The organism is Sterolibacterium denitrificans (assembly GCF_900174485.1).
GTDB classification, from domain to species: domain Bacteria; phylum Pseudomonadota; class Gammaproteobacteria; order Burkholderiales; family Rhodocyclaceae; genus Sterolibacterium; species Sterolibacterium denitrificans.
Genome location: NZ_LT837803.1, coordinates 1,684,936 through 1,703,953 on the forward strand (window position 1 = coordinate 1,684,936; position 19,018 = coordinate 1,703,953).

20 protein-coding genes and 1 tRNA gene are annotated in these 19,018 nt (G+C 63.0%); 19 read left to right on the forward strand and 2 right to left on the reverse strand.

All coding sequences use genetic code 11. The features are described from left to right. Nucleotides 1–83 precede the first annotated feature (83 nt). The 8 genes from rpmF to SDENCHOL_RS07830 all read left to right on the forward strand — a co-directional run bounded on the left by rpmF (nucleotide 84) and on the right by SDENCHOL_RS07830 (nucleotide 6,467). Nucleotides 84–263, forward strand: a complete 180-nt coding sequence (gene rpmF / locus SDENCHOL_RS07795) for a 50S ribosomal protein L32 (RefSeq protein WP_154716717.1) — start codon at nucleotides 84–86, stop codon at nucleotides 261–263. A 174-nt stretch (nucleotides 264–437) separates the two neighbouring features. Continuing rightward, nucleotides 438–1,475 carry a phosphate acyltransferase PlsX gene (gene plsX / locus SDENCHOL_RS07800; protein ID WP_154716718.1) on the forward strand — a complete coding sequence of 346 codons (1,038 nt, stop codon included), beginning with the start codon at nucleotides 438–440 and terminating at the stop codon, nucleotides 1,473–1,475. A gap of 5 nt (nucleotides 1,476–1,480) precedes the next feature. Then, nucleotides 1,481–2,488 (forward strand): beta-ketoacyl-ACP synthase III, encoded by a 1,008-nt coding sequence (locus SDENCHOL_RS07805; RefSeq protein WP_269458645.1) that lies wholly within the window; start codon nucleotides 1,481–1,483, stop codon nucleotides 2,486–2,488. A gap of 43 nt (nucleotides 2,489–2,531) precedes the next feature. Then, complete coding sequence (gene fabD, locus SDENCHOL_RS07810) at nucleotides 2,532–3,464, forward strand: ACP S-malonyltransferase (RefSeq protein ID WP_154716719.1); 933 nt, start codon at nucleotides 2,532–2,534, stop codon at nucleotides 3,462–3,464. Nucleotides 3,465–3,505: 41 nt separating this feature from the next. After that, entirely contained in the window at nucleotides 3,506–4,246 is a 741-nt protein-coding gene (fabG, locus tag SDENCHOL_RS07815; protein WP_154716720.1) for a 3-oxoacyl-ACP reductase FabG, read from the forward strand. A 99-nt stretch (nucleotides 4,247–4,345) separates the two neighbouring features. Further along, on the forward strand, nucleotides 4,346–4,585 hold the full coding sequence (acpP, locus tag SDENCHOL_RS07820; protein ID WP_154716721.1) for an acyl carrier protein: 240 nt from the start codon (nucleotides 4,346–4,348) through the stop codon (nucleotides 4,583–4,585). A gap of 128 nt (nucleotides 4,586–4,713) precedes the next feature. Continuing rightward, nucleotides 4,714–5,952: a beta-ketoacyl-ACP synthase II gene (fabF, locus tag SDENCHOL_RS07825; protein WP_154716722.1), complete on the forward strand. Its 1,239-nt coding sequence runs from the start codon at nucleotides 4,714–4,716 to the stop codon at nucleotides 5,950–5,952. A gap of 17 nt (nucleotides 5,953–5,969) precedes the next feature. Beyond that, nucleotides 5,970–6,467: a protein YgfX gene (locus tag SDENCHOL_RS07830; protein ID WP_331844128.1), complete on the forward strand. Its 498-nt coding sequence runs from the start codon at nucleotides 5,970–5,972 to the stop codon at nucleotides 6,465–6,467. A 27-nt stretch (nucleotides 6,468–6,494) separates the two neighbouring features. Here SDENCHOL_RS07830 and nadB read toward each other — a convergent pair whose 3' ends face one another. After that, a complete protein-coding gene (gene nadB / locus SDENCHOL_RS07835; RefSeq protein WP_197706876.1) occupies nucleotides 6,495–8,087 on the reverse strand; it encodes an L-aspartate oxidase in 1,593 nt (530 codons plus the stop codon). 259 nt (nucleotides 8,088–8,346) lie between these two features. Between nadB and rpoE the strand changes: the two genes are divergently transcribed. From rpoE to SDENCHOL_RS07890, 11 genes are all read left to right on the forward strand, one after another. Beyond that, complete coding sequence (rpoE, locus tag SDENCHOL_RS07840; RefSeq protein WP_154716725.1) at nucleotides 8,347–8,946, forward strand: RNA polymerase sigma factor RpoE; 600 nt, start codon at nucleotides 8,347–8,349, stop codon at nucleotides 8,944–8,946. Between the two features lie 57 nt (nucleotides 8,947–9,003). Further along, nucleotides 9,004–9,618 carry a sigma-E factor negative regulatory protein gene (locus tag SDENCHOL_RS07845; RefSeq protein WP_154716726.1) on the forward strand — a complete coding sequence of 205 codons (615 nt, stop codon included), beginning with the start codon at nucleotides 9,004–9,006 and terminating at the stop codon, nucleotides 9,616–9,618. Then, the gene (locus tag SDENCHOL_RS07850; RefSeq protein WP_154716727.1) at nucleotides 9,615–10,589 is read left to right on the forward strand and encodes a MucB/RseB C-terminal domain-containing protein; all 975 of its coding nucleotides are present in this window, start codon (nucleotides 9,615–9,617) and stop codon (nucleotides 10,587–10,589) included. The genes SDENCHOL_RS07845 and SDENCHOL_RS07850 overlap by 4 nt, the downstream gene beginning before the upstream one ends. A gap of 46 nt (nucleotides 10,590–10,635) precedes the next feature. Then, entirely contained in the window at nucleotides 10,636–11,076 is a 441-nt protein-coding gene (locus SDENCHOL_RS07855; RefSeq protein ID WP_172955033.1) for a SoxR reducing system RseC family protein, read from the forward strand. A gap of 51 nt (nucleotides 11,077–11,127) precedes the next feature. Beyond that, entirely contained in the window at nucleotides 11,128–12,615 is a 1,488-nt protein-coding gene (locus SDENCHOL_RS07860) for a Do family serine endopeptidase (protein WP_154716729.1), read from the forward strand. 13 nt (nucleotides 12,616–12,628) lie between these two features. Next, the gene (locus SDENCHOL_RS07865; RefSeq protein ID WP_172955034.1) at nucleotides 12,629–12,934 is read left to right on the forward strand and encodes a glutaredoxin family protein; all 306 of its coding nucleotides are present in this window, start codon (nucleotides 12,629–12,631) and stop codon (nucleotides 12,932–12,934) included. Then, nucleotides 12,931–13,605, forward strand: coding sequence for a uracil-DNA glycosylase (locus SDENCHOL_RS07870; protein ID WP_154716730.1), 675 nt, complete (start codon nucleotides 12,931–12,933; stop codon nucleotides 13,603–13,605). Before SDENCHOL_RS07865 ends, SDENCHOL_RS07870 begins: the two co-directional genes overlap by 4 nt. Next, a complete protein-coding gene (uvrC, locus tag SDENCHOL_RS07875; protein WP_154716731.1) occupies nucleotides 13,598–15,409 on the forward strand; it encodes an excinuclease ABC subunit UvrC in 1,812 nt (603 codons plus the stop codon). The genes SDENCHOL_RS07870 and uvrC overlap by 8 nt, the downstream gene beginning before the upstream one ends. Nucleotides 15,410–15,461: 52 nt before the next feature. After that, nucleotides 15,462–16,043, forward strand: coding sequence for a CDP-diacylglycerol--glycerol-3-phosphate 3-phosphatidyltransferase (gene pgsA / locus SDENCHOL_RS07880; RefSeq protein ID WP_154716732.1), 582 nt, complete (start codon nucleotides 15,462–15,464; stop codon nucleotides 16,041–16,043). Nucleotides 16,044–16,060: 17 nt separating this feature from the next. Then, on the forward strand, nucleotides 16,061–16,333 hold the full coding sequence (locus tag SDENCHOL_RS07885; RefSeq protein WP_154716733.1) for an HU family DNA-binding protein: 273 nt from the start codon (nucleotides 16,061–16,063) through the stop codon (nucleotides 16,331–16,333). Between the two features lie 34 nt (nucleotides 16,334–16,367). Continuing rightward, nucleotides 16,368–16,443 (forward strand) — tRNA-Val (locus SDENCHOL_RS07890). A gap of 121 nt (nucleotides 16,444–16,564) precedes the next feature. Here the strand turns inward: SDENCHOL_RS07890 and SDENCHOL_RS07895 are convergent. Continuing rightward, the gene (locus tag SDENCHOL_RS07895; RefSeq protein ID WP_154716734.1) at nucleotides 16,565–18,880 is read right to left on the reverse strand and encodes a TonB-dependent receptor; all 2,316 of its coding nucleotides are present in this window, start codon (nucleotides 18,878–18,880) and stop codon (nucleotides 16,565–16,567) included. Nucleotides 18,881–19,018 lie beyond the last annotated feature (138 nt).

Below are 19,018 nucleotides of genomic sequence, written 5' to 3' on the forward strand. Positions count from 1 at the left end.
CGGCCGTTGCGGTTGCAGGTTACATACCGTGTGGCGTGCAACGGGTTCGAGCGTTTTATGAGGTTTTTTGAAGGAGCAACAAAATGGCTGTTCAGCAGAACAAGAAATCCCCGTCCAGGCGCGGCATGCATCGCGCGCATGACTTCCTGACCGCGCCCCCGCTGGCTGTCGAGGCGACGACTGGCGAAGTGCATCTGCGCCATCACGTCAGCCCCAGCGGCCATTATCGCGGCAAGAAGGTTGCCAAGGGCAAGAGCGAGTAAATCCAATTCTGCGTTTGTTGCGGGATGTGCCGCTGCCGCTGTCGATACGGGATATGCGGGATACGGGCGGCCATCATCTTCGCGCATGATCGGGTTTCATCCGACGCACCTTGAAAATATCCGGACCCTGGCGCCAAGGCGCCCAAGGTCCGTTCGTCTCCGGTTATTACCTCAATGACGGTCACTCTGGCCATTGATTGCATGGGTGGCGACCATGGCCCCAAGGTCACGGTGCCTGCTGCCCTGAATTTTTTGCGCAAGGATCCTGATTGCTCGGTGATCCTCGTCGGGCGTGAAGATGATGTTGCGCTTCATCTCGGCAAGGCACGCGACGAGTTTGGCGCGCGGCTGCGCATACGCCATGCCAGCGAGACGGTGGATATGACCGATCCCGTTGCCACGGCCATGCGTCTGAAGAAGAATTCGTCGATGCGTGTCGCGGTGGATCTGGTCAAGTCCGGCGAGGCGCATGGCGCGGTGTCGGCCGGCAACACCGGGGCACTGATGGCGATTTCGCGCTTCGTCCTCAAGACCTTGCCTGGCATCGACCGTCCAGCCATCGCCACGGCGATGCCGAACATCAACGGGTATACCTACGTGCTCGACCTGGGAGCCAACGTCGATTGCGAACCCGAGCATCTGCTGCAGTTTGCCGTCATGGGCGTCCAACTGGTGTCGGCGCTGGAACACAAGGAGCGTCCGAGCGTCGGTCTGCTGAATATCGGCGAGGAGCTCATCAAGGGGAACGATGTCGTCAAACGTGCCGGCGAGTTGCTGCGCGACAGCGGTCTAAATTTCTACGGCAACGTCGAAGGCGATGACATCTTCGAGGGCACGGTGGATCTGGTGGTGTGTGACGGTTTCGTCGGCAATGTCACGCTGAAGGCCTCGGAAGGCCTGGCCCACATGGTGTTCGACGCGCTGAAAGCCGAGTTCACGCGCAACATCTTTACCAAGTTTTCGGCGCTGATGGCGCTGCGCGTGCTCAAGTCCTTCAAGCATCGTTTCGATCCGCGTCGCTACAACGGCGCAGGTCTGCTGGGTCTGCGCGGCGTGGTCGTCAAGAGCCATGGATCGGCCGATGCCGTGGGTTTTTTCAATGCGCTTGAACGCGCAGCCGAGGCCGCGCGCAACCGCTTGCCGGAGCGCATTGCCGAACGCATGGCCCGGTTGCCGGCGGCAAGCCAGAACTTGGCGGCAGTAAACCAATGACGAAGATGCGCGGCGAGATGAACGGTGCCAGGCAAATTCCCGCCACCGTCATTCATGCCCGGATTACCGGGACCGGCAGCTATTTGCCCGGTGCTCCGGTAAGCAATGACGACTTGCGCGCGCGCGGCATCGATACGACCGATGAGTGGATCGTCGAACGCACCGGCATTCGCGCTCGCCACCTTGCCGCCGAGGGCGTGACCTCCAGCGATCTGGCGCTCGAAGCCAGCCGCCGCGCGCTCGAGGCGGCTGGGCGCCTGCCGGATGAGGTCGATCTGATCGTCTATGCGACCTCGACGCCGGATTTCATTTTTCCCAGCAGCGCTGCCATCCTCCAGCACAAGCTGGGCATCAAGAACGGCGGCGCGGCCTTCGATGTGCAGGCGGTATGTACCGGTTTTGCCTACGGTCTGGCGGTTGCCGAGAAATTCATCCGTTCCGGTTCGCACAAATGCGCGCTGGTGGTGGGCGCCGAAGTCTTTTCGCGCATTCTGAATTGGGAGGATCGCGGCACCTGCGTGCTGTTTGGCGACGGCGCCGGCGCGGTGGTGCTAGAAGCCAGCGAGCAGCCGGGCATCCTGGCTTCGGCGCTGCATGCCGATGGCAGCTACAGCGATATCCTTTCGGTTCCCGGCCAGGTCAGCCACGGCCAGGTCATCGGTTCGCCCTTCCTGCAGATGGATGGCAAGGCGGTGTTCAAGTTTGCCGTCAAGGTGCTCTCCGAAGCCGCTCTGGAAGTGCTCGGCGCGGCCGGGATGGAAACGGACGACATCGACTGGCTGATTCCGCATCAGGCGAATATCCGCATCCTCCAGGCTACGGCCAGGAAACTGGAAATTTCAGAAGACAAGGTGATCGTCAGCGTCGATTGCCACGGCAATACATCGGCAGCCTCGGTGCCGCTGGCACTCGATCAGGCGGTGCGTGGCGGCAAGATCAAACCTGGCGACATACTGCTGCTCGAAGGCGTCGGCGGCGGCTTTACCTGGGGCGCGGTGCTGCTCAGGTTCTGACTTCCTGATTCCGCATCAAGTATCGACAAAGGAAACGTATCCCATGAAGTTTGCGCTCGTTTTTCCCGGCCAGGGTTCGCAGAAGCTCGGCATGATGGCAGCTTATGGCGAGCATCCGGTCATCCGCGATACCTTCGCCGAAGCGTCGGCCGCGCTTGGGCGCGATCTCTGGCAACTGGTCAGCGAAGGTCCGGCCGAGGCGCTCAACCAGACTGTCAATACCCAGCCGCTGATGCTGACTGCCGGCATTGCCGCGTATCGTCTGTGGCTGGCCCAGGGCGGCCCGCAGCCGGCATACGTCGCGGGGCACAGCCTGGGCGAATATTCGGCGCTGGTCGCCGCCGGTGCCATCGACTTTGCCGACGCCGTACCGCTCGTCGAGCTACGCGCCAGGGCGATGCAGGAAGCCGTACCGGCCGGTGAGGGCGGCATGGCGGCGATTCTTGGCCTCGACGTGGCAACCGTGCGCGCCGCCTGTGCCGAAGCCGCCGCAGGGCAGGTCGTCGAGGCCGTCAATCTGAATGCGCCCGAGCAGACCGTCATCGCCGGTCACGCCGCCGCCGTGCAGCGTGCCGCCGACGCCTGCAAGGCGAAAGGCGCCAAGCGTGCCGTGATGCTGCCGGTTTCCGCTCCCTTCCATTGCGCGCTGATGCGTCCGGCGGCGGAAAAACTCAAGCAGCGTCTGGCGACGCTGACGCTGCATGCGCCAAGAATTCCGCTGGTCAATAATGTCGATGTGGCCATCGTCGATGATCCCGAACGAATCAAGGATGCGCTGGTGCGCCAGGCCGCAGCGCCGGTGCGCTGGGTCGAGACCATGCAGGCGATGGCGGCAGAGGGCGTCAGCCATGTCTATGAATGTGGACCGGGCAAGGTGCTGGCTGGCCTGGTCAAGCGCTGCGCCGATGATCTCGAAGGCGGGGCGCTGGCCGACGCTGCCGGCATCGACGCGGCGATTGCCACGCTGCGCGGCTGAGACCCGATCAACCCAGATAATCGAACAAGCAAGGGGGAAGCATGCTGACAGGACAGATTGCACTCGTCACCGGCGCATCGCGCGGCATCGGCCGCGCCATTGCCGTCGAGCTCGGCAAGATGGGCGCCACGGTGATCGGCACGGCGACGACCGCGGAAGGCGCTGCCGACATTCAGAAGGGACTCGATGCCGCCGGCATCAAGGGCTTGGGCGCAGCACTCAATGTGACCGACGCGGCAGCCTGCGAAGCGCTGATCGGCGAGATCGAGGGCAAGTTCGGCAGTGTCGGCATCCTCGTCAATAACGCCGGCATCACCCGCGACAACCTGGCCATGCGCATGAAGGACGACGAGTGGGATGCCGTCGTCGACACCAACCTGAAGGCGGTGTTCCGCCTGTCCAGGCTGGTGATGCGCGGCATGATGAAGGCGCGCAGCGGCCGCATCATCAACATCACCTCGGTGGTCGGCGCCGCCGGCAATCCGGGCCAGGCCAACTATGCCGCCGCCAAGGCCGGCGTGGCCGGCATGACGCGCGCGCTGGCGCAGGAGCTGGGCAGCCGCAACATCACGGTGAATTGCGTTGCTCCCGGCTTCATCGATACCGACATGACCAAGACGCTGCCGGATGCGCAGCGCGATGCCTTGTTGGGCAGGATTCCGCTCGGCCGCCTCGGCCAGGCCGACGAGATCGCCGCTGCCGTCGGCTTTCTCGCCAGTCCGCGCGCCAGCTACGTCACCGGCGCAACCCTGCATGTCAACGGCGGCATGTACATGAGCTGATGCCGGATTGCGGGTACTTGCCGGCGGTTGCGGGCGGGTACATTCTGTTAAAATAAAACATTCATTTATCACACCCGACAAACAGGGAAGGAGTAGTCCATGGAGAACATCGAACAGCGTGTCCGCAAGATCGTCGCCGAGCAACTGGGCGTCAATGAGTCCGAAATCAAGAACGAATCCGCCTTCGTCGATGATCTGGGCGCCGATTCGCTCGACACCGTCGAACTGGTGATGGCGCTCGAAGAGGAATTCGAGTGCGAGATTCCGGATGAAGAGGCCGAGAAGATCACCACCGTGCAGCAGGCCATCGATTACGTCAATAATCACCTGAAGAAGTAATCCGGCGCGGGCGCAGGCAGGCAGCAGACTGCTGTTGCGGGCCTGACGCCGTATCGCTGCAACACTGAAACGCCGCAACACTGCACGCTGCTGCAGTACAAAACACAAAATCGCAGAGGGAGAAGGTCTTGGCGCGTCGAAGAGTCGTCGTTACCGGTCTTGGAATCATTTCGCCCGTTGGCAATGCCGTCCCCGCAGCCTGGGACAACATTGTTGCGGGGCGCTCCGGGATTGGCCGCATCACCCGCTTCGACGCATCGGCATTTGCCTCGCAGATTGCCGGAGAGGTCAAGGACTTCGATGTCGGTGCCTACCTCTCGACAAAGGACGCGCGCCGCATGGATACCTTCATCCATTACGGCCTGGCTGCCGGCATGCAGGCTTTCAAGGATAGCGGCCTCGAAATCACGCCGGAAAATGCCGAGCGCGTCGGCGTGAATATCGGTTCGGGCATCGGCGGATTGCCGATGATCGAGGAAACCCACAGCGAGTATCTTGCCGGCGGACCGCGCAAGATTTCTCCTTTTTTCATTCCCGGCACCATCATCAACATGATCTCGGGCCATCTGTCCATCATGTACGGACTGAAGGGGCCGAATCTGGCGATGGTGACGGCATGCACCACGGCAACGCACTGCATCGGCGAATCGGCCCGCATGGTCGAGTACGGCGATGCGGATGTGATGGTTTGCGGCGGTGCCGAATCGACCGTGGTGCCGCTGGCCATCGGCGGTTTTGCTTCGGCGCGCGCGTTGTCGACGCGCAATGACGATCCGGCGACGGCCAGCCGGCCCTGGGACAAGGATCGTGACGGCTTCGTGCTGGGCGAAGGCGCCGGTGTCCTGGTGCTGGAAGAGTACGAGCATGCCAGGGCGCGCGGCGCGAAGATCTACGCCGAGGTTGCCGGCTATGGCATGAGCGCCGATGCGCATCACATGACCGCGCCGGCTGAGGATGGCGATGGCGCGCGCCGCTGCATGGTCAATGCCCTGCGCAATGCGCAGATGAATCTCGACGAAGTCGATTACATCAACGCCCACGGCACATCGACGCCGCTTGGCGATATCGCCGAAACCATGGCGGTCAAGCGCTGCTTTGGCGACCATGCCCGGCGCCTGGTGGTGAATTCGACGAAATCGATGACCGGCCATCTGCTGGGTGCTGCCGGTGGTGTCGAGGCGGTGTTCTCGACACTGGCCGTGCACCACCAGATTTCGCCGCCGACCATCAACATCTTCAACCAGGACGAGCAGTGCGATCTCGATTATTGCGCCAATACCGCGCGTGAGATGGAGGTACGTGTGGCCTTGTCCAATTCCTTCGGCTTCGGCGGCACCAACGGCACCCTGGTGCTCCGCCGCATCTGAGCCGGCCGGTGGCTGTCGTGCAGCTGCCTTGCCGAATCTCCATCAGACCTTCGGGCAAACTCGCCATGCTGCTGTGCCTGGCGCATGGCGGCGTCGCGCTGGCGCTGCTTCTGCTGGTGCTGGAAAGGCATGATCTGCTGTGGCTGCTGGCCGTGCTGCTGCCGCTCATCGCAGCTTCCCTGGCCTGGCAATTGCTGCGCCTGTACGGCCCGCGCCGCGTGGTTTGCCTGACGCTGCAGCGGGACGGCGTGGTGGAGTTGCAGTATCACGATGACGCGGCGACGTTCGTGCAGGGACGCGTCGAGTCGCAGACGACGGTGATGCCCTGGCTGACGGTGTTGCTGCTGCGTTCGAGCAGCGGCCGCCGCCTGTCCCTGACCTTGCTGCCCGATGCGCTGGATGGGGAGGATTTCCGCCGGCTGCGTCTCTGGTTGCGCTGGATCGCGCTTGAAGCCGAGGCTGGGCGTGATCGGCAGATGTTCGGCAACACCGGCGACATCGGCAACCTGCGTTGAGGCGTACCTGTTCCGGCCGCTTCCGCCTCAGTCGTTGCGCAGGCGGCGTGGCGGCCGCAACAGGGTGCGCCGCGCTTTCGGCAGCAGTTGCGGATAATCGCGGCTGTAGTGCAGTCCGCGGCTTTCGCGCCGCTGCTGGGCGCTGCGGACGATCAGATGGGCGGTCAGCACCAGATTGCGCAATTCGATCAGATCGTTGCTGACGCGGAAATTTGCGTAGTACTCGTCGATTTCACGTTCCAGCAGACGGATGCGGTGTCGGGCGCGCTCCAGGCGCTTGTTGGTGCGCACGATACCGACGTAATCCCACATGAAGCGGCGCAATTCATCCCAGTTGTGCGCAATGACGATTTCCTCGTCGGCATCGGTGACGCGGCTTTCGTCCCATGGCGGGATGGCCGGCAGACGGCGTGGCTGGGCGGCGAGGATGTCCTGCGCGGCGGCTTCGGCAAACACCAGGCATTCGAGCAGCGAGTTGCTCGCCAGGCGATTGGCGCCATGCAGGCCGGTACCTGCGGTTTCGCCGATGGCATACAGGCCGGGCAGGTCGGTGCGGGCGTGGAGATCGGTGAGCACGCCGCCGCAACTGAAATGAGCTGCGGGGACGACGGGAATGGGATCGCGGGTGATGTCGATGCCCAGCGCCAGGCAGTGGGCATGAATGTTGGGAAAGTGCTCGCGGATGAAGGCGGCCGGCTGGTGGGTGATGTCGAGAAACACGCAGTCGAGGCCGTGTTTTTTCATCTCGAAGTCGATGGCGCGGGCGACGATGTCGCGTGGCGCCAGTTCGGCGCGCGGGTCGTGATCCGGCATGAAGCGCGTGCCGTCGGCCAGGCGCAGCACGCCGCCTTCGCCGCGCACGGCCTCGGAGATCAGGAAGGATTTGGCGTGTGGGTGATAAAGACAGGTCGGGTGGAACTGCACGAACTCCATGTCGGCCACCCGGCAGCCGGCTCGCCAGGCCATGGCGATGCCGTCGCCGGTGGCGGTGTCGGGATTGGTCGTGTAGAGGTATACCTTGCCCGAACCGCCGGTGGCCAGCACGGTTTGCGCGGCGCGAAAGGTCCGCACATGACCGGCCATGATGTCGAGAACGTAGGCGCCGACGCAGCCGAGTTCGCTGCGTTCGAGCCGGCTGCCGGTGATCAGGTCGATGGCGATGTGGTGCTCGTAGGTATGGATGTTCGGATGGCGGCGCACCCGGTCGGTCAGCGTTTCCTGGACGGCCGCGCCGGTGGCGTCATCGACATGAATCACCCGCCGGTGGCTGTGACCGCCTTCGCGGGTCAGGTGATAGCCGAGGTCGGAGTGGGTATCGCGGGTGAAATGCACGCCTTGGCCGATCAGCCATTCAATGGCCTGGCGCCCGTGTTCGACAACGAAGCAGGTGACTGCCGGATCGCAGAGGCCGGCGCCGGCGGTGAGGGTGTCCTGGATGTGGGCCTCGACGGAGTCGGTCGAATCGAGTACGGCGGCAATGCCGCCTTGCGCCCAGCCGGAGGCCGAATCCTCGAGCGTTTTCTTGGTGATGATGGCAACGCGCAAAGTGTCCGCCAGGCGCAATGCCAGCGACTGGCCGGCCAGGCCGCTGCCGAGTATCAGTACGTCGAAGTCGATCACGATGCGATATCCCGGGTACGCGCCTGTCGATGAAAAATGGAGTGGAAATATATCACGCTGGCTTGATGGGCATGCTGTTCCGGGCGCGGGAATATGGAACTTTTTGATGCCCGGACAGTCTTCCGGACAAGTTGTCTGGCGATTGGAGGCGTGAAAGGGTTTATGGGTTGCAGGTGGTAGCGCCGGGCGGGTTCGGAGGATACATCGGGTATACTTTCCGTCTGGTCAATTCCGCCATCAAGTAGCCAATAAACTCGTCGTGAGCGATCGAGAAACTGATCAAATTCTGGTTGAGCGTGTGCAGCAGGGAGACAAGCAGGCCTTCGGGTTGCTGGTTTCCAAGTACCAGCGCAAGCTGATGCGGCTGGTTTTGCGCCTGGTCCGCGATTCCGCAGAAGCTGAAGATGTCGTGCAGGAAGCATTCATCAAGGCGTATCGGGCATTGCCCGGCTTTCGCGGTGAAAGCGCCTTCTATACCTGGCTTTACCGAATCGGGATCAATGCGGCAAAAAACCACCTGGCAACACGCAGCAGACGCCCGCCGACGGTAACGGAGTTTGACAGCGAGGAAGCGGAGACTTTCGATGATGGCGAGCTGTTGCGCGACCAGAATACGCCGGAGCGCATCCTGATGTCGAAGGAGATCGGTGCCACGGTGAATGTTGCAATAGAGGCGCTGCCCGAGGATTTGCGCAATGCCATCATACTGCGCGAGATCGAAGGGCTGAGTTATGAAGAGATTGCCAATGTCATGGAATGTCCGATCGGTACGGTGCGCTCGCGAATTTTCCGTGCGCGCGAAGCCATTGCCGAGAAACTGAAACCCTTGCTGGATACTGCACCGGACAAGCGTTGGTGAGCTGATGAACGTATCCTACCTGTCTGTTCCCGTATCCCTTTGTGCGTGAGGTGATGCATGATGAAGAGCGAACTTTCCTCCCTGTTCGATGATGAGCTCGCAAGCGAACATCAGTCGACGGTCGTTGCCGCCCTGTGCACGGATGCGGACTTGCGTGCCGCCTGGCATGACTATCAGTTGATCGGCGATGCCCTGCGCGCGGAATCGCATCCCGATCCCGCGCTCGATCTGGACAGGGATGTGACTGCGCGGGTAATGGCCGCGCTGCAGCGCGAGCCTGCCTTGTTCGTGCCTCGGCTGCGTACGGATACTGCCACTCCCTCTCACCGTTCTTCGACGAAACAGACGATGCTGCACTTGGTTCAGGGCGGCATGCGCTACGCGGCAGCGCTTGCCGGTGTCGGCGTGGTTGCCTGGCTGGCCTTGTCGGCACCGCAAACCTCGCCGCAGATGGCGCCGGAGTTGCTGGCCCGGAAGACTGCGCCGGTAGTGGCGCAGGTGGAGCGGGTGACTCAGCAGCCGACTGCGGCAGCGCAGGCAACGGCAGTGGCAAGCGAACCGGCCCAGACGGGTCGTCTGCAATCCTACCTGGTGGCGCACCAGGCCTATTCGCCCGGCAACCGCTTCGATGGCGGCGCCGGTTACATGCGCACGGTAGCGGCATCGAGATGAAGCGCTGGCTCATCGGCGGCGTCTGCTGCCTGACTCTTGCAACGCCGTTTTCCGCACTGGCGCAGGCCGCACAGCAGCAGGACGGGTTGTACTGGCTGGGACGGGTCGTCTCGGCGGTCCGCGAACAGAGCTACAGCGGAACTTTCGTTTATCGCAACGGCGCGCAAACGGAAAGCTCGCGCATCACCCATCTGGTCGAAAACGGCAGGGAATACGAACGCCTGGAAGTGCTCGACGGCAGTCCGCGCGAAGTCATTCGCAGCAACGACGAGATCAAATGCTATCTGCCGGAAAGCCGTACCCTGATCATCGAGAAGCGCGCGCGGCAGAGTTCCTTTCCGGTGATGCTGCCGACATCGCTGGCCGGTTTGACGGAATACTATTCGATACGCAAGGGAGCCATCGAGCGCGTGGCCGAACGCGACAGCCAGACGATACGCCTGGAGCCCAGGGACGATCAGCGTTACGGCCATCAATTCTGGGTCGATCTGGACAGCGGCCTGCCGCTCAAGGCGGGCACGCTCAATGAGTACGGCGAGACTGTGGAGACATTCGCATTTACGCAATTGAAGGTTGGCGCCGTTTTCGATCGCGATGCTTTCAAGTCCAGATTCGATGCGCGGAGCGCTGGCTGGCGCGTGCTTAACATTCAAACCACCGGCGCGCGTGGTATGGAAGATGCTTGGTCGTTCAAGGTGCAGGTGCCTGGTTTCCGCAAGCTGGCGGGCATGAAGCGCCGGGGAGGTGCAGGCGATGCGGATGGTACGCACGTGGTGTTTTCCGATGGCCTGGCGGCCATTTCCGTGTTCATCGAGACTTTGCCGGAGCATGTCGAACCGGGTCTGAGCGCCCTGGGCGCGGTCAATGTCTATCAGCGTGTGCTGGGTAATCATCTGATCGTCGTGATGGGCGAGGTGCCGCGTGCCACCCTGAAGAAGTTCGGTGACGGCATCGAGCCGCGCCGCAGGTGATCCGGCAGGGATGGAGTCAGGGGGCGGGGTGGAAAACCGTGGAATCGTGACCCGTGTCGAGGGGCCGTATGCCCTGGTCGAGGTCCGGCCGATGAGCGGCGGTTGTGGGCGCTGCCACGAGGCCGGCGGCTGTGGCAGCAATTTGCTCAATGAGACCCTGCGGCCGCAGAGCATGAATATCTACCGCCTGACGAACGAGATCGGCGCCAGGGTGGGTGATGTCGTCATGATCAGCGTTCCCGAAGGCGCCGTTCTGCGGGTGGCCTTGCTGGCCTATCTGTTGCCGGTGCTGTGTTTGATTGCCGGCGCGGCAATCGGCACTTCGGTTTACGCTGAAGATCGTTTTGCCCTGGCCGGCGCGGTGATCGGCTTGATGGCGGGCTTGCTGGTATTGCGCCTGCTGCAGCCGCGCCTGGCCCGCGGCGCGGCGCGGATCGGCATGCGTCTTGCCAGTACTGAAGAGCTGCAGATGGATTGCCATGGCTGATCGTTTGGATGTTTCGGATCGCTCATGCCCGGAATCGGAATGCAGCCCGCAATGAAAAAAATCCTTCTATTCCTCGGCCTGTTTCTGCTGATGCCGTTTGCGGCAGCGCAGGCGCGGGACTTGCCCGATTTCACCGAGCTGGTCGAGGCGCAGGGGGCGACGGTGGTGAATATCAGCACCACGCAGCCCGTGCGCGGCAGTCGCAGCCAGTATGGTCCGTTCGGTCGCCTGCCTTTCGACGAGAACGATCCGGCTTTCGAGTTTTTCCGGCGGTTTTTTCCGCCCGGCCAGGATGACGTTTTCCCCGGCCTGCAGACCCGTTCCCTGGGTTCCGGTTTCATCATCAGCCCGGATGGCCACATTCTGACCAACGCCCACGTGGTCGATGGCGCCAGTGAAATCTTGGTCAAGCTCGCCGACAAGCGCGAGCTGCGGGCCAGGTTGCTGGGCGCTGATGCGCGCACCGATATCGCTCTGATCAAGATCGACGCGCTGGGTCTGCCGGTCGTCAAGCTGGGCGATCCGGCGCGGCTCAAGGTGGGTGAATGGGTGATCGCCATCGGCTCGCCCTTCGGCTTCGAGAACAGCGTCACGGCCGGTATCGTCAGCGCCAAGAGCCGCGTCCTGCCGCAGGAGAGTTTCGTCCCCTTCATCCAGACCGATGCGGCAATCAATCCCGGCAACTCCGGCGGGCCCCTGTTCAACATGCGTGGCGAAGTGGTCGGCGTCAATTCGCAGATCTACAGCCGTTCGGGCGGCTACATGGGGCTGGCCTTTGCGGTGCCGATCGACGTGGCGATGGAAGTCCAGGCACAACTGAAGTCGCATGGCCGGGTCGTGCGCGGGCGGATCGGGGTGGTGATGCGCGACGTCAGCAAGGAACTGGCGGACTCGTTCGGCCTCATCAAGGCGCAGGGCGTGCTGATCGACGCGGTGGAGAGAGACGGACCGGCCGACCGGGGCGGCATCGTGCCGGGCGATGTCGTGCTGCGCATGAATGGTGAACTCGTCCGCCAGTCGAGCGATTTGCAGCGCATGATCGGCAGCAGCAAGCCGGGCAGCCGGGTCGTGCTGCAGGTCTGGCGCAAGGGGGCAATGCAGGATTTCATCGTCAATGTCGCCGAAACCCTGGATGGCCGGGCGCTGGCAGCCGCCTCGGCGCGCGCCGGCAAGCCGGCCGAGCCGCGCGGCCAGAGCGAGAATGAAAGCGAGAACGAGAACGGAAACGTTTCGGCGATGGACAATCGCCTCGGCCTGCGGCTTGCGGAACTCAGCGCCGCGCAGCGGAAAAGGCTGCGGGCGTCCGGCGGCATTCTGGTGGTCGATGCGCAGGGGATTGCGGCGGCGGCCGGCCTGCGTCGCGGTGACATCATCCTGGCGCTGATCGTCAAGGGCGCGCAGACCGATGTCCGCAGCGTGGAGCAGTTCAACGTCTCGGTCGAGCAGATCGGCAAGGCCGCCACGCTCACCTTGCGCGTCATGCGCGGTGAAAGTCAGACTTTCGTCAGCATCAAGGGACACAACGAGAACAAGTGGTAAACACGGAGCAGGCATGGAAATCCGCTTCAAACTTTACAGCCGCGATTACTGCCATCTTTGTCATGACCTGCTGGCGGCGCTGGCAGCCATGCAGGATGAGTGTGGGCTGGCGTTTGCCATCGAGGTGATCGATGTCGACGCCGACTCCACCGATCCCGCGCTGCTTGAGATGTATGACGAAAAAGTGCCGGTGCTGGCGGCCGTGACGGAGGACGGCGAGCGCGAGCTGTGCCATTATTTTCTCGACAGGCAGGCGGTGCTGGCGCATTTGCAGAGTCTGCATCAGGCGCACGTTGGCCATACTGGATTGCGCTCATGAACGTTCGTGATGAATCCCTGTTACCGCTCGCATCGCCCGCCGCGCTGGCCGATTGCGTGGCCTGTCCGCGCCTGGCCGACTTTCTGGCGGAGGTGCGGGACGAGCATCCGGATTACCATGCGCGTCCGGTTGCCGCCTTCGGCGATCCGCAGGCACGCCTGCTGATCGTCGGCCTGGCGCCGGGCATGCATGGTGCCAACCGCAGCGGTCGGCCGTTTACCGGCGATTACGCCGGCATCCTGCTGTATGAAACCCTGCATCACTACGGTTTCGCCAGTCGTCCCGTATCCGTTGCGGTGGATGATGGCCTCGAACTGCGCGACTGCCGCATTACCAATGCAGTGAAATGCCTGCCGCCGCAGAACAAGCCGGAACCGGCGGAAATCCGCACCTGCAATCGCTTTCTCGCTGCGGAGCTGCAGGCCGCGCCCGAGCTGCGCGTCATCCTGGCGCTGGGTAACGTGGCGCACAAGGCGGTGTTGATGGCGTTCGGCATGAAGCAGAGCGCCTGCGTCTTCGCGCATGGCGCCCGGCACGCGCTGCCGGATGGACTGTTGCTGATCGACAGTTACCACTGCAGCCGCTACAACACTCAGACGCGGCGCCTGACCGCCGAAAGTTTTTCCGCCGTCTTCGATGCCGTGCGGGCCGCACTCGAACGAAATGCCTGAAGCCTTCGACCCGGCCACGCTGCTGGCGACCCTGCCGGATGCACCAGGCGTCTACCGCATGCTCGGTGCGGCCGACGAAGTGCTCTACGTCGGCAAGGCCAAGAATCTCAAAAAGCGCGTCAGCTCGTATTTCCAGAAGACCGCCAAAAGCCCGCGCATCGGATTGATGCTGACCCAGGTACGGCGCGTCGACATTACCGCGACGCGCTCCGAGGCCGAGGCGCTGATCCTGGAAAACACACTGATCAAGCGGTTGGCGCCGAAGTACAACATCCTGTTCCGCGACGACAAGTCCTATCCGTACATCGTCCTGACCGGCGATGCCTGCCCGCGCCTGGCTTTTCATCGCGGCAGCTTCGCCCGCGATGCCCGCTACTTCGGCCCTTATCCCAACAGCCTGGCGGTGCGCGAAGCGATCCAGTTGCTGCAGAAGATTTTTCAATTGCGCACCTGCGAGAACGCGGTCTTCGCGCATCGCTCGCGTCCCTGCCTGCTCTACCAGATCAAGCGCTGCACCGCGCCCTGCGTCGGCCTGATCAGCGCAGAGGATTACGCGGCCGACGTGCGCAACGCCGAGATGTTTCTGCGCGGCCAGCACGGCGAAGTGATCGACCGCCTGACCGCGGCGATGCAGCAGGCCGCCGACGCCCTGCGCTTCGAGGAGGCGACCCAGTTGCGCGATCAGGTGCGCGCCCTGCAGGCCGTGCTGCATCGGCAATACGTCAGCACGACCGATGAGGAAAACGTCGACATCCTTGCCGGCCTGTCCAGCGGCGGCATGTTTTGCGTGAATCTGGCCATGGTGCGCGGCGGCCAGCATCTGGGCGATTGCGCCCATTTCCCGCGCGGCACGGCATGCAGCGTGGAGGGCGAGGAAGCCGAAGCCTTGCTGGCCTTCGTCGAACAGCACTATCTGGCGCATCCGGCGCCGGCGCGGCTGATCCTGGGCCACGACATCGGCCATGCCTGCGCCGCCGTGTTCGAGGCTGCCGGCGTGAAGGTCGTTGCCGGGCCGCCGCGCAACGAAAGGGAGCGGGCCTGGCTGACGATGGCGGAAAACAACGCCCGGCTGGCGCTCGAAGCGCGGCACCACGCCGCCGGCAGCGCCCGCGCGCGGCTCGAGGCGCTGGCCGAGGTGCTCGATTGCGGCGAACTGCCGGGGCGCATCGAATGCTTCGATATCAGCCATACGCAGGGCGAGGGCACCGTGGCCTCCTGCGTGGTGTGCATCGATGGCAGCATGAAAAAGAGCGAATACCGGCGCTTCAACATCGGCGGCATCCAGCCGGGCGACGACTACGCGGCGATGCGCCAGGCCCTGCTGCGGCGCTATGAAAAAGTCGCGGCGGGCGAGGCGGTCGCGCCGGACCTGATCATCATCGATGGCGGCAAGGGCCAGCTCGGCGTCGCCCGCGAGGCGCTGGCCGAGCTCGGCTTGCAGCATCTGGCCAGCATCGGCGTGGCCAAGGGCGAGTCGCGCAAGCCGGGGCTGGAAACACTCCTGCTCGGGGATGCCTTAGAATCGCTGCAGTTGGCGGCCAGCCACCCGGCGCTGCATCTGATCCAGGAAGTGCGCGACGAGGCGCACCGCTTCGCCATCTTCGGTCACCGCGCCCGGCGTGACAAGGCGCGCCGGCGTTCGAGGCTGGAGGACGTGCCCGGTGTCGGCGCGGAACGGCGCCGCCGCCTGCTCGCCAGCTTCGGCGGCTTGCAGGGCGTGATGGCGGCAACGGTGGAGGATCTCTGCCGGGTCGAGGGGATCGGTCGGGCGCTGGCGCAAAAGATCCATGATGAGCTGCACTGAAAGCGGTCAGCGAAACAAATGAAACACATGAACAAATAAGTAGCGAGCAAGAATGCCATTCAACATCCCCATCCTGCTGACCTGGACGCGGATCGTCCTGATTCCCCTGTTCGTCGGCGTGTTCTACGTTTCTCCGGCCTGGTTGTCGCTGCACGAACAGGCGCTGGCGGCGACGCTGATTTTCATCATTGCCGGCGTGACCGACTGGCTCGATGGCTGGCTGGCGCGCAAGCTGGGCCAGACTTCGGCATTCGGCGCCTTTCTCGACCCGGTGGCCGACAAGCTGATGGTCGCCGCCGCGCTCATCGTGCTGGTTCAGCTTGGGCGCATCGATGCGTTGATCGCAGTGATCATCATCAGCCGCGAACTCGCGGTTTCGGCCCTGCGTGAATGGATGGCCAAGATCGGCGCTGCCGAAAGCGTGGCCGTCTCCATGCTCGGCAAGATCAAGACCGTCGCGCAAATGCTCGCCATCCCGCTGCTGCTCTACAGCGAGGACATTGCCGGCATACCCATCCAGACGATCGGCACGCTGCTGATCACCATCGCCGCCGTGCTCACGCTCTGGTCGATGGCCTACTACCTGAAAATGGCCTGGCCGGAGATTTCGCTGCGCAGCAAAACCGGCAAATAACCCGCGGGAGGATCGCCATGAACAAATCCGAACTGATCGAAGCCATTGCCCAATCGGCGGACATTTCCAAGGCATCCGCCGGCCGCGCGCTCGATGCCGCCCTCGATACCATCCAGGCGGCACTGGCGCAGGGGCGGGAAGTCAGCCTGGTCGGCTTCGGCGCGTTCTACACCACCCAACGCGAGGCGCGCAGCGGCCGCAATCCGCGTACGGGAGAAGTCATCAGGATCGAAGCGGCCAAGGTGCCGAAGTTCCGTCCTGGCAAGGCGCTCAAAGATGCAGTAAACTAGCCCGCTGGCCTGCGGGCCAACCGAGACGACTCTCGGGCGCTTAGCTCAGTTGGTAGAGCGTCTGCCTTACACGCAGAATGTCGGCGGTTCGATCCCGTCAGCGCCCACCAAAACCTCAAAGCCACGGACGCGGGCGTGCCCCGGCGGGCAAGCAGGATTCGGGTTTCGGCGGCTGCGCCGCTGGTGTGTCGGCGTTATCCGTTACCCCGCGTACCTGCTTGCCCAGGTGCCTTACCACTTGTAGTTGAAGCTCATTCCCACCATGCGCGGATCGGTCCAGCCGGCAATGCGGTAGAAGCCGGCCAGGTCGATGTGCGTGGCCTGCTTCTTCACATTCGTCAGGTTGCGCACCCACAGCGACAACTCGCCCGTCCCCGGCCCGCCGATGGGCACGCCGGTCAGCAGCAGACGGGCATTCACCATGGACAGCGAGGGCAGGGTGGATTCTTCCACCGTGTTGCCGATGGCGACATTGGTGCCTACGGGGGTAATCTGGCCGTGGTAATTGAGATAGCTGGAGGTGTAGCTGTAATCGACGATGCCACGCAGGATGCCGATGGGCGTCCGCGCCAGGCGGCCATCGAGATTCAGGGTCAACTGGTGTTTGGGCGCATAGGATGCCACAGTGTTGTCGGCGATATTCACGATGACCCCAAACGGGTTGAAGGTGTTGTACTCCTTGAACTTCATGTGCAGGTAGCCGTAAGTGGCCTGCAGGCGCCAGCCGTCGGCGAGTTGGTAGACGCCTTCGACCTCCAGCCCTTCGCTCTTCAGTTTGCCGGCATTCACCGTTACCGGCGATATGCCGCCCGGTGGCAGTTGATTGATGTGGTATTCATTCACGTCGGTGCTGAAGAGCGTGGCGTTCAACTGCGCCTTGCCATCGTTGAATGTCGACTTGGCGCCCAGCTCGAAAGCCGTCGAGGTCTCCTGGTGGTAAGGCGTCATGGCCTGCGCGGCTGTTTGAGCTTCAAGCGGGAAGCCGCCGCTCTTGAAGCCCTTGGCGACGCGACCGAAGACGGTCAGTTGCGGGTTCAGCTTGTAGGAGAGCGCGGCGACCGGGGTGGTGGCCGAGAACTTGGCCTTGTTGCTTTGCGGAGTGAAGCCGGGAACGAATGTTCCTGGGGTCTCTCCTGAAACGGCGTGCAGCGGTCCGTATTGTTTCCACAGATACCCCTGTTTTTCTTCCCAGCTGCGGCGCACGCCCAGGGTGCCGGTCAGGCTGTCGGTCAGCTTGTAGTCGAACTGGCCATAGATCGCCTTGGCATCGGTCTTGGTGCGGTAATAGAGCAGGTTGTTACCGATGGCAAGCGGACTGAAGGTAAAGAAGTGGCCGGACTGGTTGGTCAGTGTGTAGCCGTCGTCCTCGAAGAGATACAGACCGGCGACATAGTTCATGCGCTCGGTATTGCCCACCCACTGCAGTTCGTGCGAGCTGGTGTCGTAGAAGGTGTCCTTGCCGGCATTGAAGACATGGATCGGCGTGCCGTCCAGGTCGAGCATTTCCCGGTAGTGCATCTTGCGCTTGGAGAGGATGTATTTCAGGTTGTTCGTGCCATTCAGGGCGTAGTTCACCGTCAGCGCATGGCCACTGGCTTTCAGCTTGGTGAAATACTCCCGTCCGGGGTCGCTGGCAATCGAGGTCGGATAGTTCTTGCTGGCATAGGGTGTGATCATCGGGCGTAACGCTGCGCCGAAATATCCATCCAGGATGCCGATGAATGTTCCCGGGTAGAGATTGGCATAGCCCTGCGGGTCGTAAAGGCTGATGGCCGTCGGCGCTTCGTCGATGTCGGTATGGTCGTAGGCGTAATCGACTTTCAGGTCGCGGCTGATGTCGAAGCTGGCAGCCAGGCGTTGGGCATTGCGGTTGCGATTGTTCCACTTGGGGCCGTTCGGGTTGTCCACCGTGCCGTCGCGGCGCTCGTCGCGCAGGGAGAAGCCCAGCTTCATGATGCCCATCTGCGGCAGATCGATGGAGGCCTTTGCGACTTGATGGCCGCGCGAGCCGACGTCGAAGCCGACGATGCCGCCGAATTCGCCGGAAGGCTTGCGGGTGATGAAATTGATCGCCCCGCCTTCGGTATTCTTGCCGAACAGCGTGCCCTGCGGGCCGCGCAGCACTTCCACCCGCTCGAGTTCGAGCATATCCAGCAACGCGCCCTGGGTCTTGCCGATATAGGCGCCATCCAGATACATGCCGATGGCGCTGTCCGACCAGATGGCCGGCATGCCGCCACCGATGCCGCGAATATTGAGCGCGGCCGTCAGGCCGGAGCCTGGCTGGGCCGACTTGACGGTGACGTTGGGTGCCAGGGCATTCAGATCGGCGGCACTGCGGATGCCGCGATTTTCGAGCTGGGCGCCGGAAATGGCGGTGACCGAGAGCGGTACGTCCTGCAGACGCTCGGCACGTTTTTGCGCCGTGACGATGACTTCTTCGAGAACCTCCTCAGTGGCCTCCTCGGCGGCCAGGGTCTGGCCGGAAAATGCTGCACTGATCAACAAAGGCAGCAGGCGCACGGTGAATCCGGATGATTGATGCATGAATACTCCTCCCTGTTTTGCTGTTTTGTTTGATGGTATGGATCAAGGCGGCTGGGCAGACTGCAGACCGGCGCATCCAGTCATTTCCTGCGCGGACGAAGCCCGACCTGCCTGGAGGATACTATGGGGCCTGCAGAG

What these genes read in the sequence shown, in the direction of transcription:
- SDENCHOL_RS07845 (WP_154716726.1), top strand. Translation starts at nt 9,004, where the DNA reads ATGATGAAGAGCGAACTTTCCTCCCTGTTCGATGATGAGCTCGCAAGC.
- SDENCHOL_RS07860 (WP_154716729.1), top strand. Translation starts at nt 11,128, where the DNA reads ATGAAAAAAATCCTTCTATTCCTCGGCCTGTTTCTGCTGATGCCGTTT.
- SDENCHOL_RS07805 (WP_269458645.1), top strand. Translation starts at nt 1,481, where the DNA reads ATGCGCGGCGAGATGAACGGTGCCAGGCAAATTCCCGCCACCGTCATT.
- SDENCHOL_RS07870 (WP_154716730.1), top strand. Translation starts at nt 12,931, where the DNA reads ATGAACGTTCGTGATGAATCCCTGTTACCGCTCGCATCGCCCGCCGCG.
- SDENCHOL_RS07865 (WP_172955034.1), top strand. Translation starts at nt 12,629, where the DNA reads ATGGAAATCCGCTTCAAACTTTACAGCCGCGATTACTGCCATCTTTGT.
- SDENCHOL_RS07885 (WP_154716733.1), top strand. Translation starts at nt 16,061, where the DNA reads ATGAACAAATCCGAACTGATCGAAGCCATTGCCCAATCGGCGGACATT.
- fabD (WP_154716719.1), top strand. Translation starts at nt 2,532, where the DNA reads ATGAAGTTTGCGCTCGTTTTTCCCGGCCAGGGTTCGCAGAAGCTCGGC.
- pgsA (WP_154716732.1), top strand. Translation starts at nt 15,462, where the DNA reads ATGCCATTCAACATCCCCATCCTGCTGACCTGGACGCGGATCGTCCTG.
- plsX (WP_154716718.1), top strand. Translation starts at nt 438, where the DNA reads ATGACGGTCACTCTGGCCATTGATTGCATGGGTGGCGACCATGGCCCC.
- SDENCHOL_RS07895 (WP_154716734.1), bottom strand. Translation starts at nt 18,880, where the DNA reads ATGCATCAATCATCCGGATTCACCGTGCGCCTGCTGCCTTTGTTGATC.
- fabG (WP_154716720.1), top strand. Translation starts at nt 3,506, where the DNA reads ATGCTGACAGGACAGATTGCACTCGTCACCGGCGCATCGCGCGGCATC.
- acpP (WP_154716721.1), top strand. Translation starts at nt 4,346, where the DNA reads ATGGAGAACATCGAACAGCGTGTCCGCAAGATCGTCGCCGAGCAACTG.
- uvrC (WP_154716731.1), top strand. Translation starts at nt 13,598, where the DNA reads ATGCCTGAAGCCTTCGACCCGGCCACGCTGCTGGCGACCCTGCCGGAT.
- rpmF (WP_154716717.1), top strand. Translation starts at nt 84, where the DNA reads ATGGCTGTTCAGCAGAACAAGAAATCCCCGTCCAGGCGCGGCATGCAT.
- SDENCHOL_RS07850 (WP_154716727.1), top strand. Translation starts at nt 9,615, where the DNA reads ATGAAGCGCTGGCTCATCGGCGGCGTCTGCTGCCTGACTCTTGCAACG.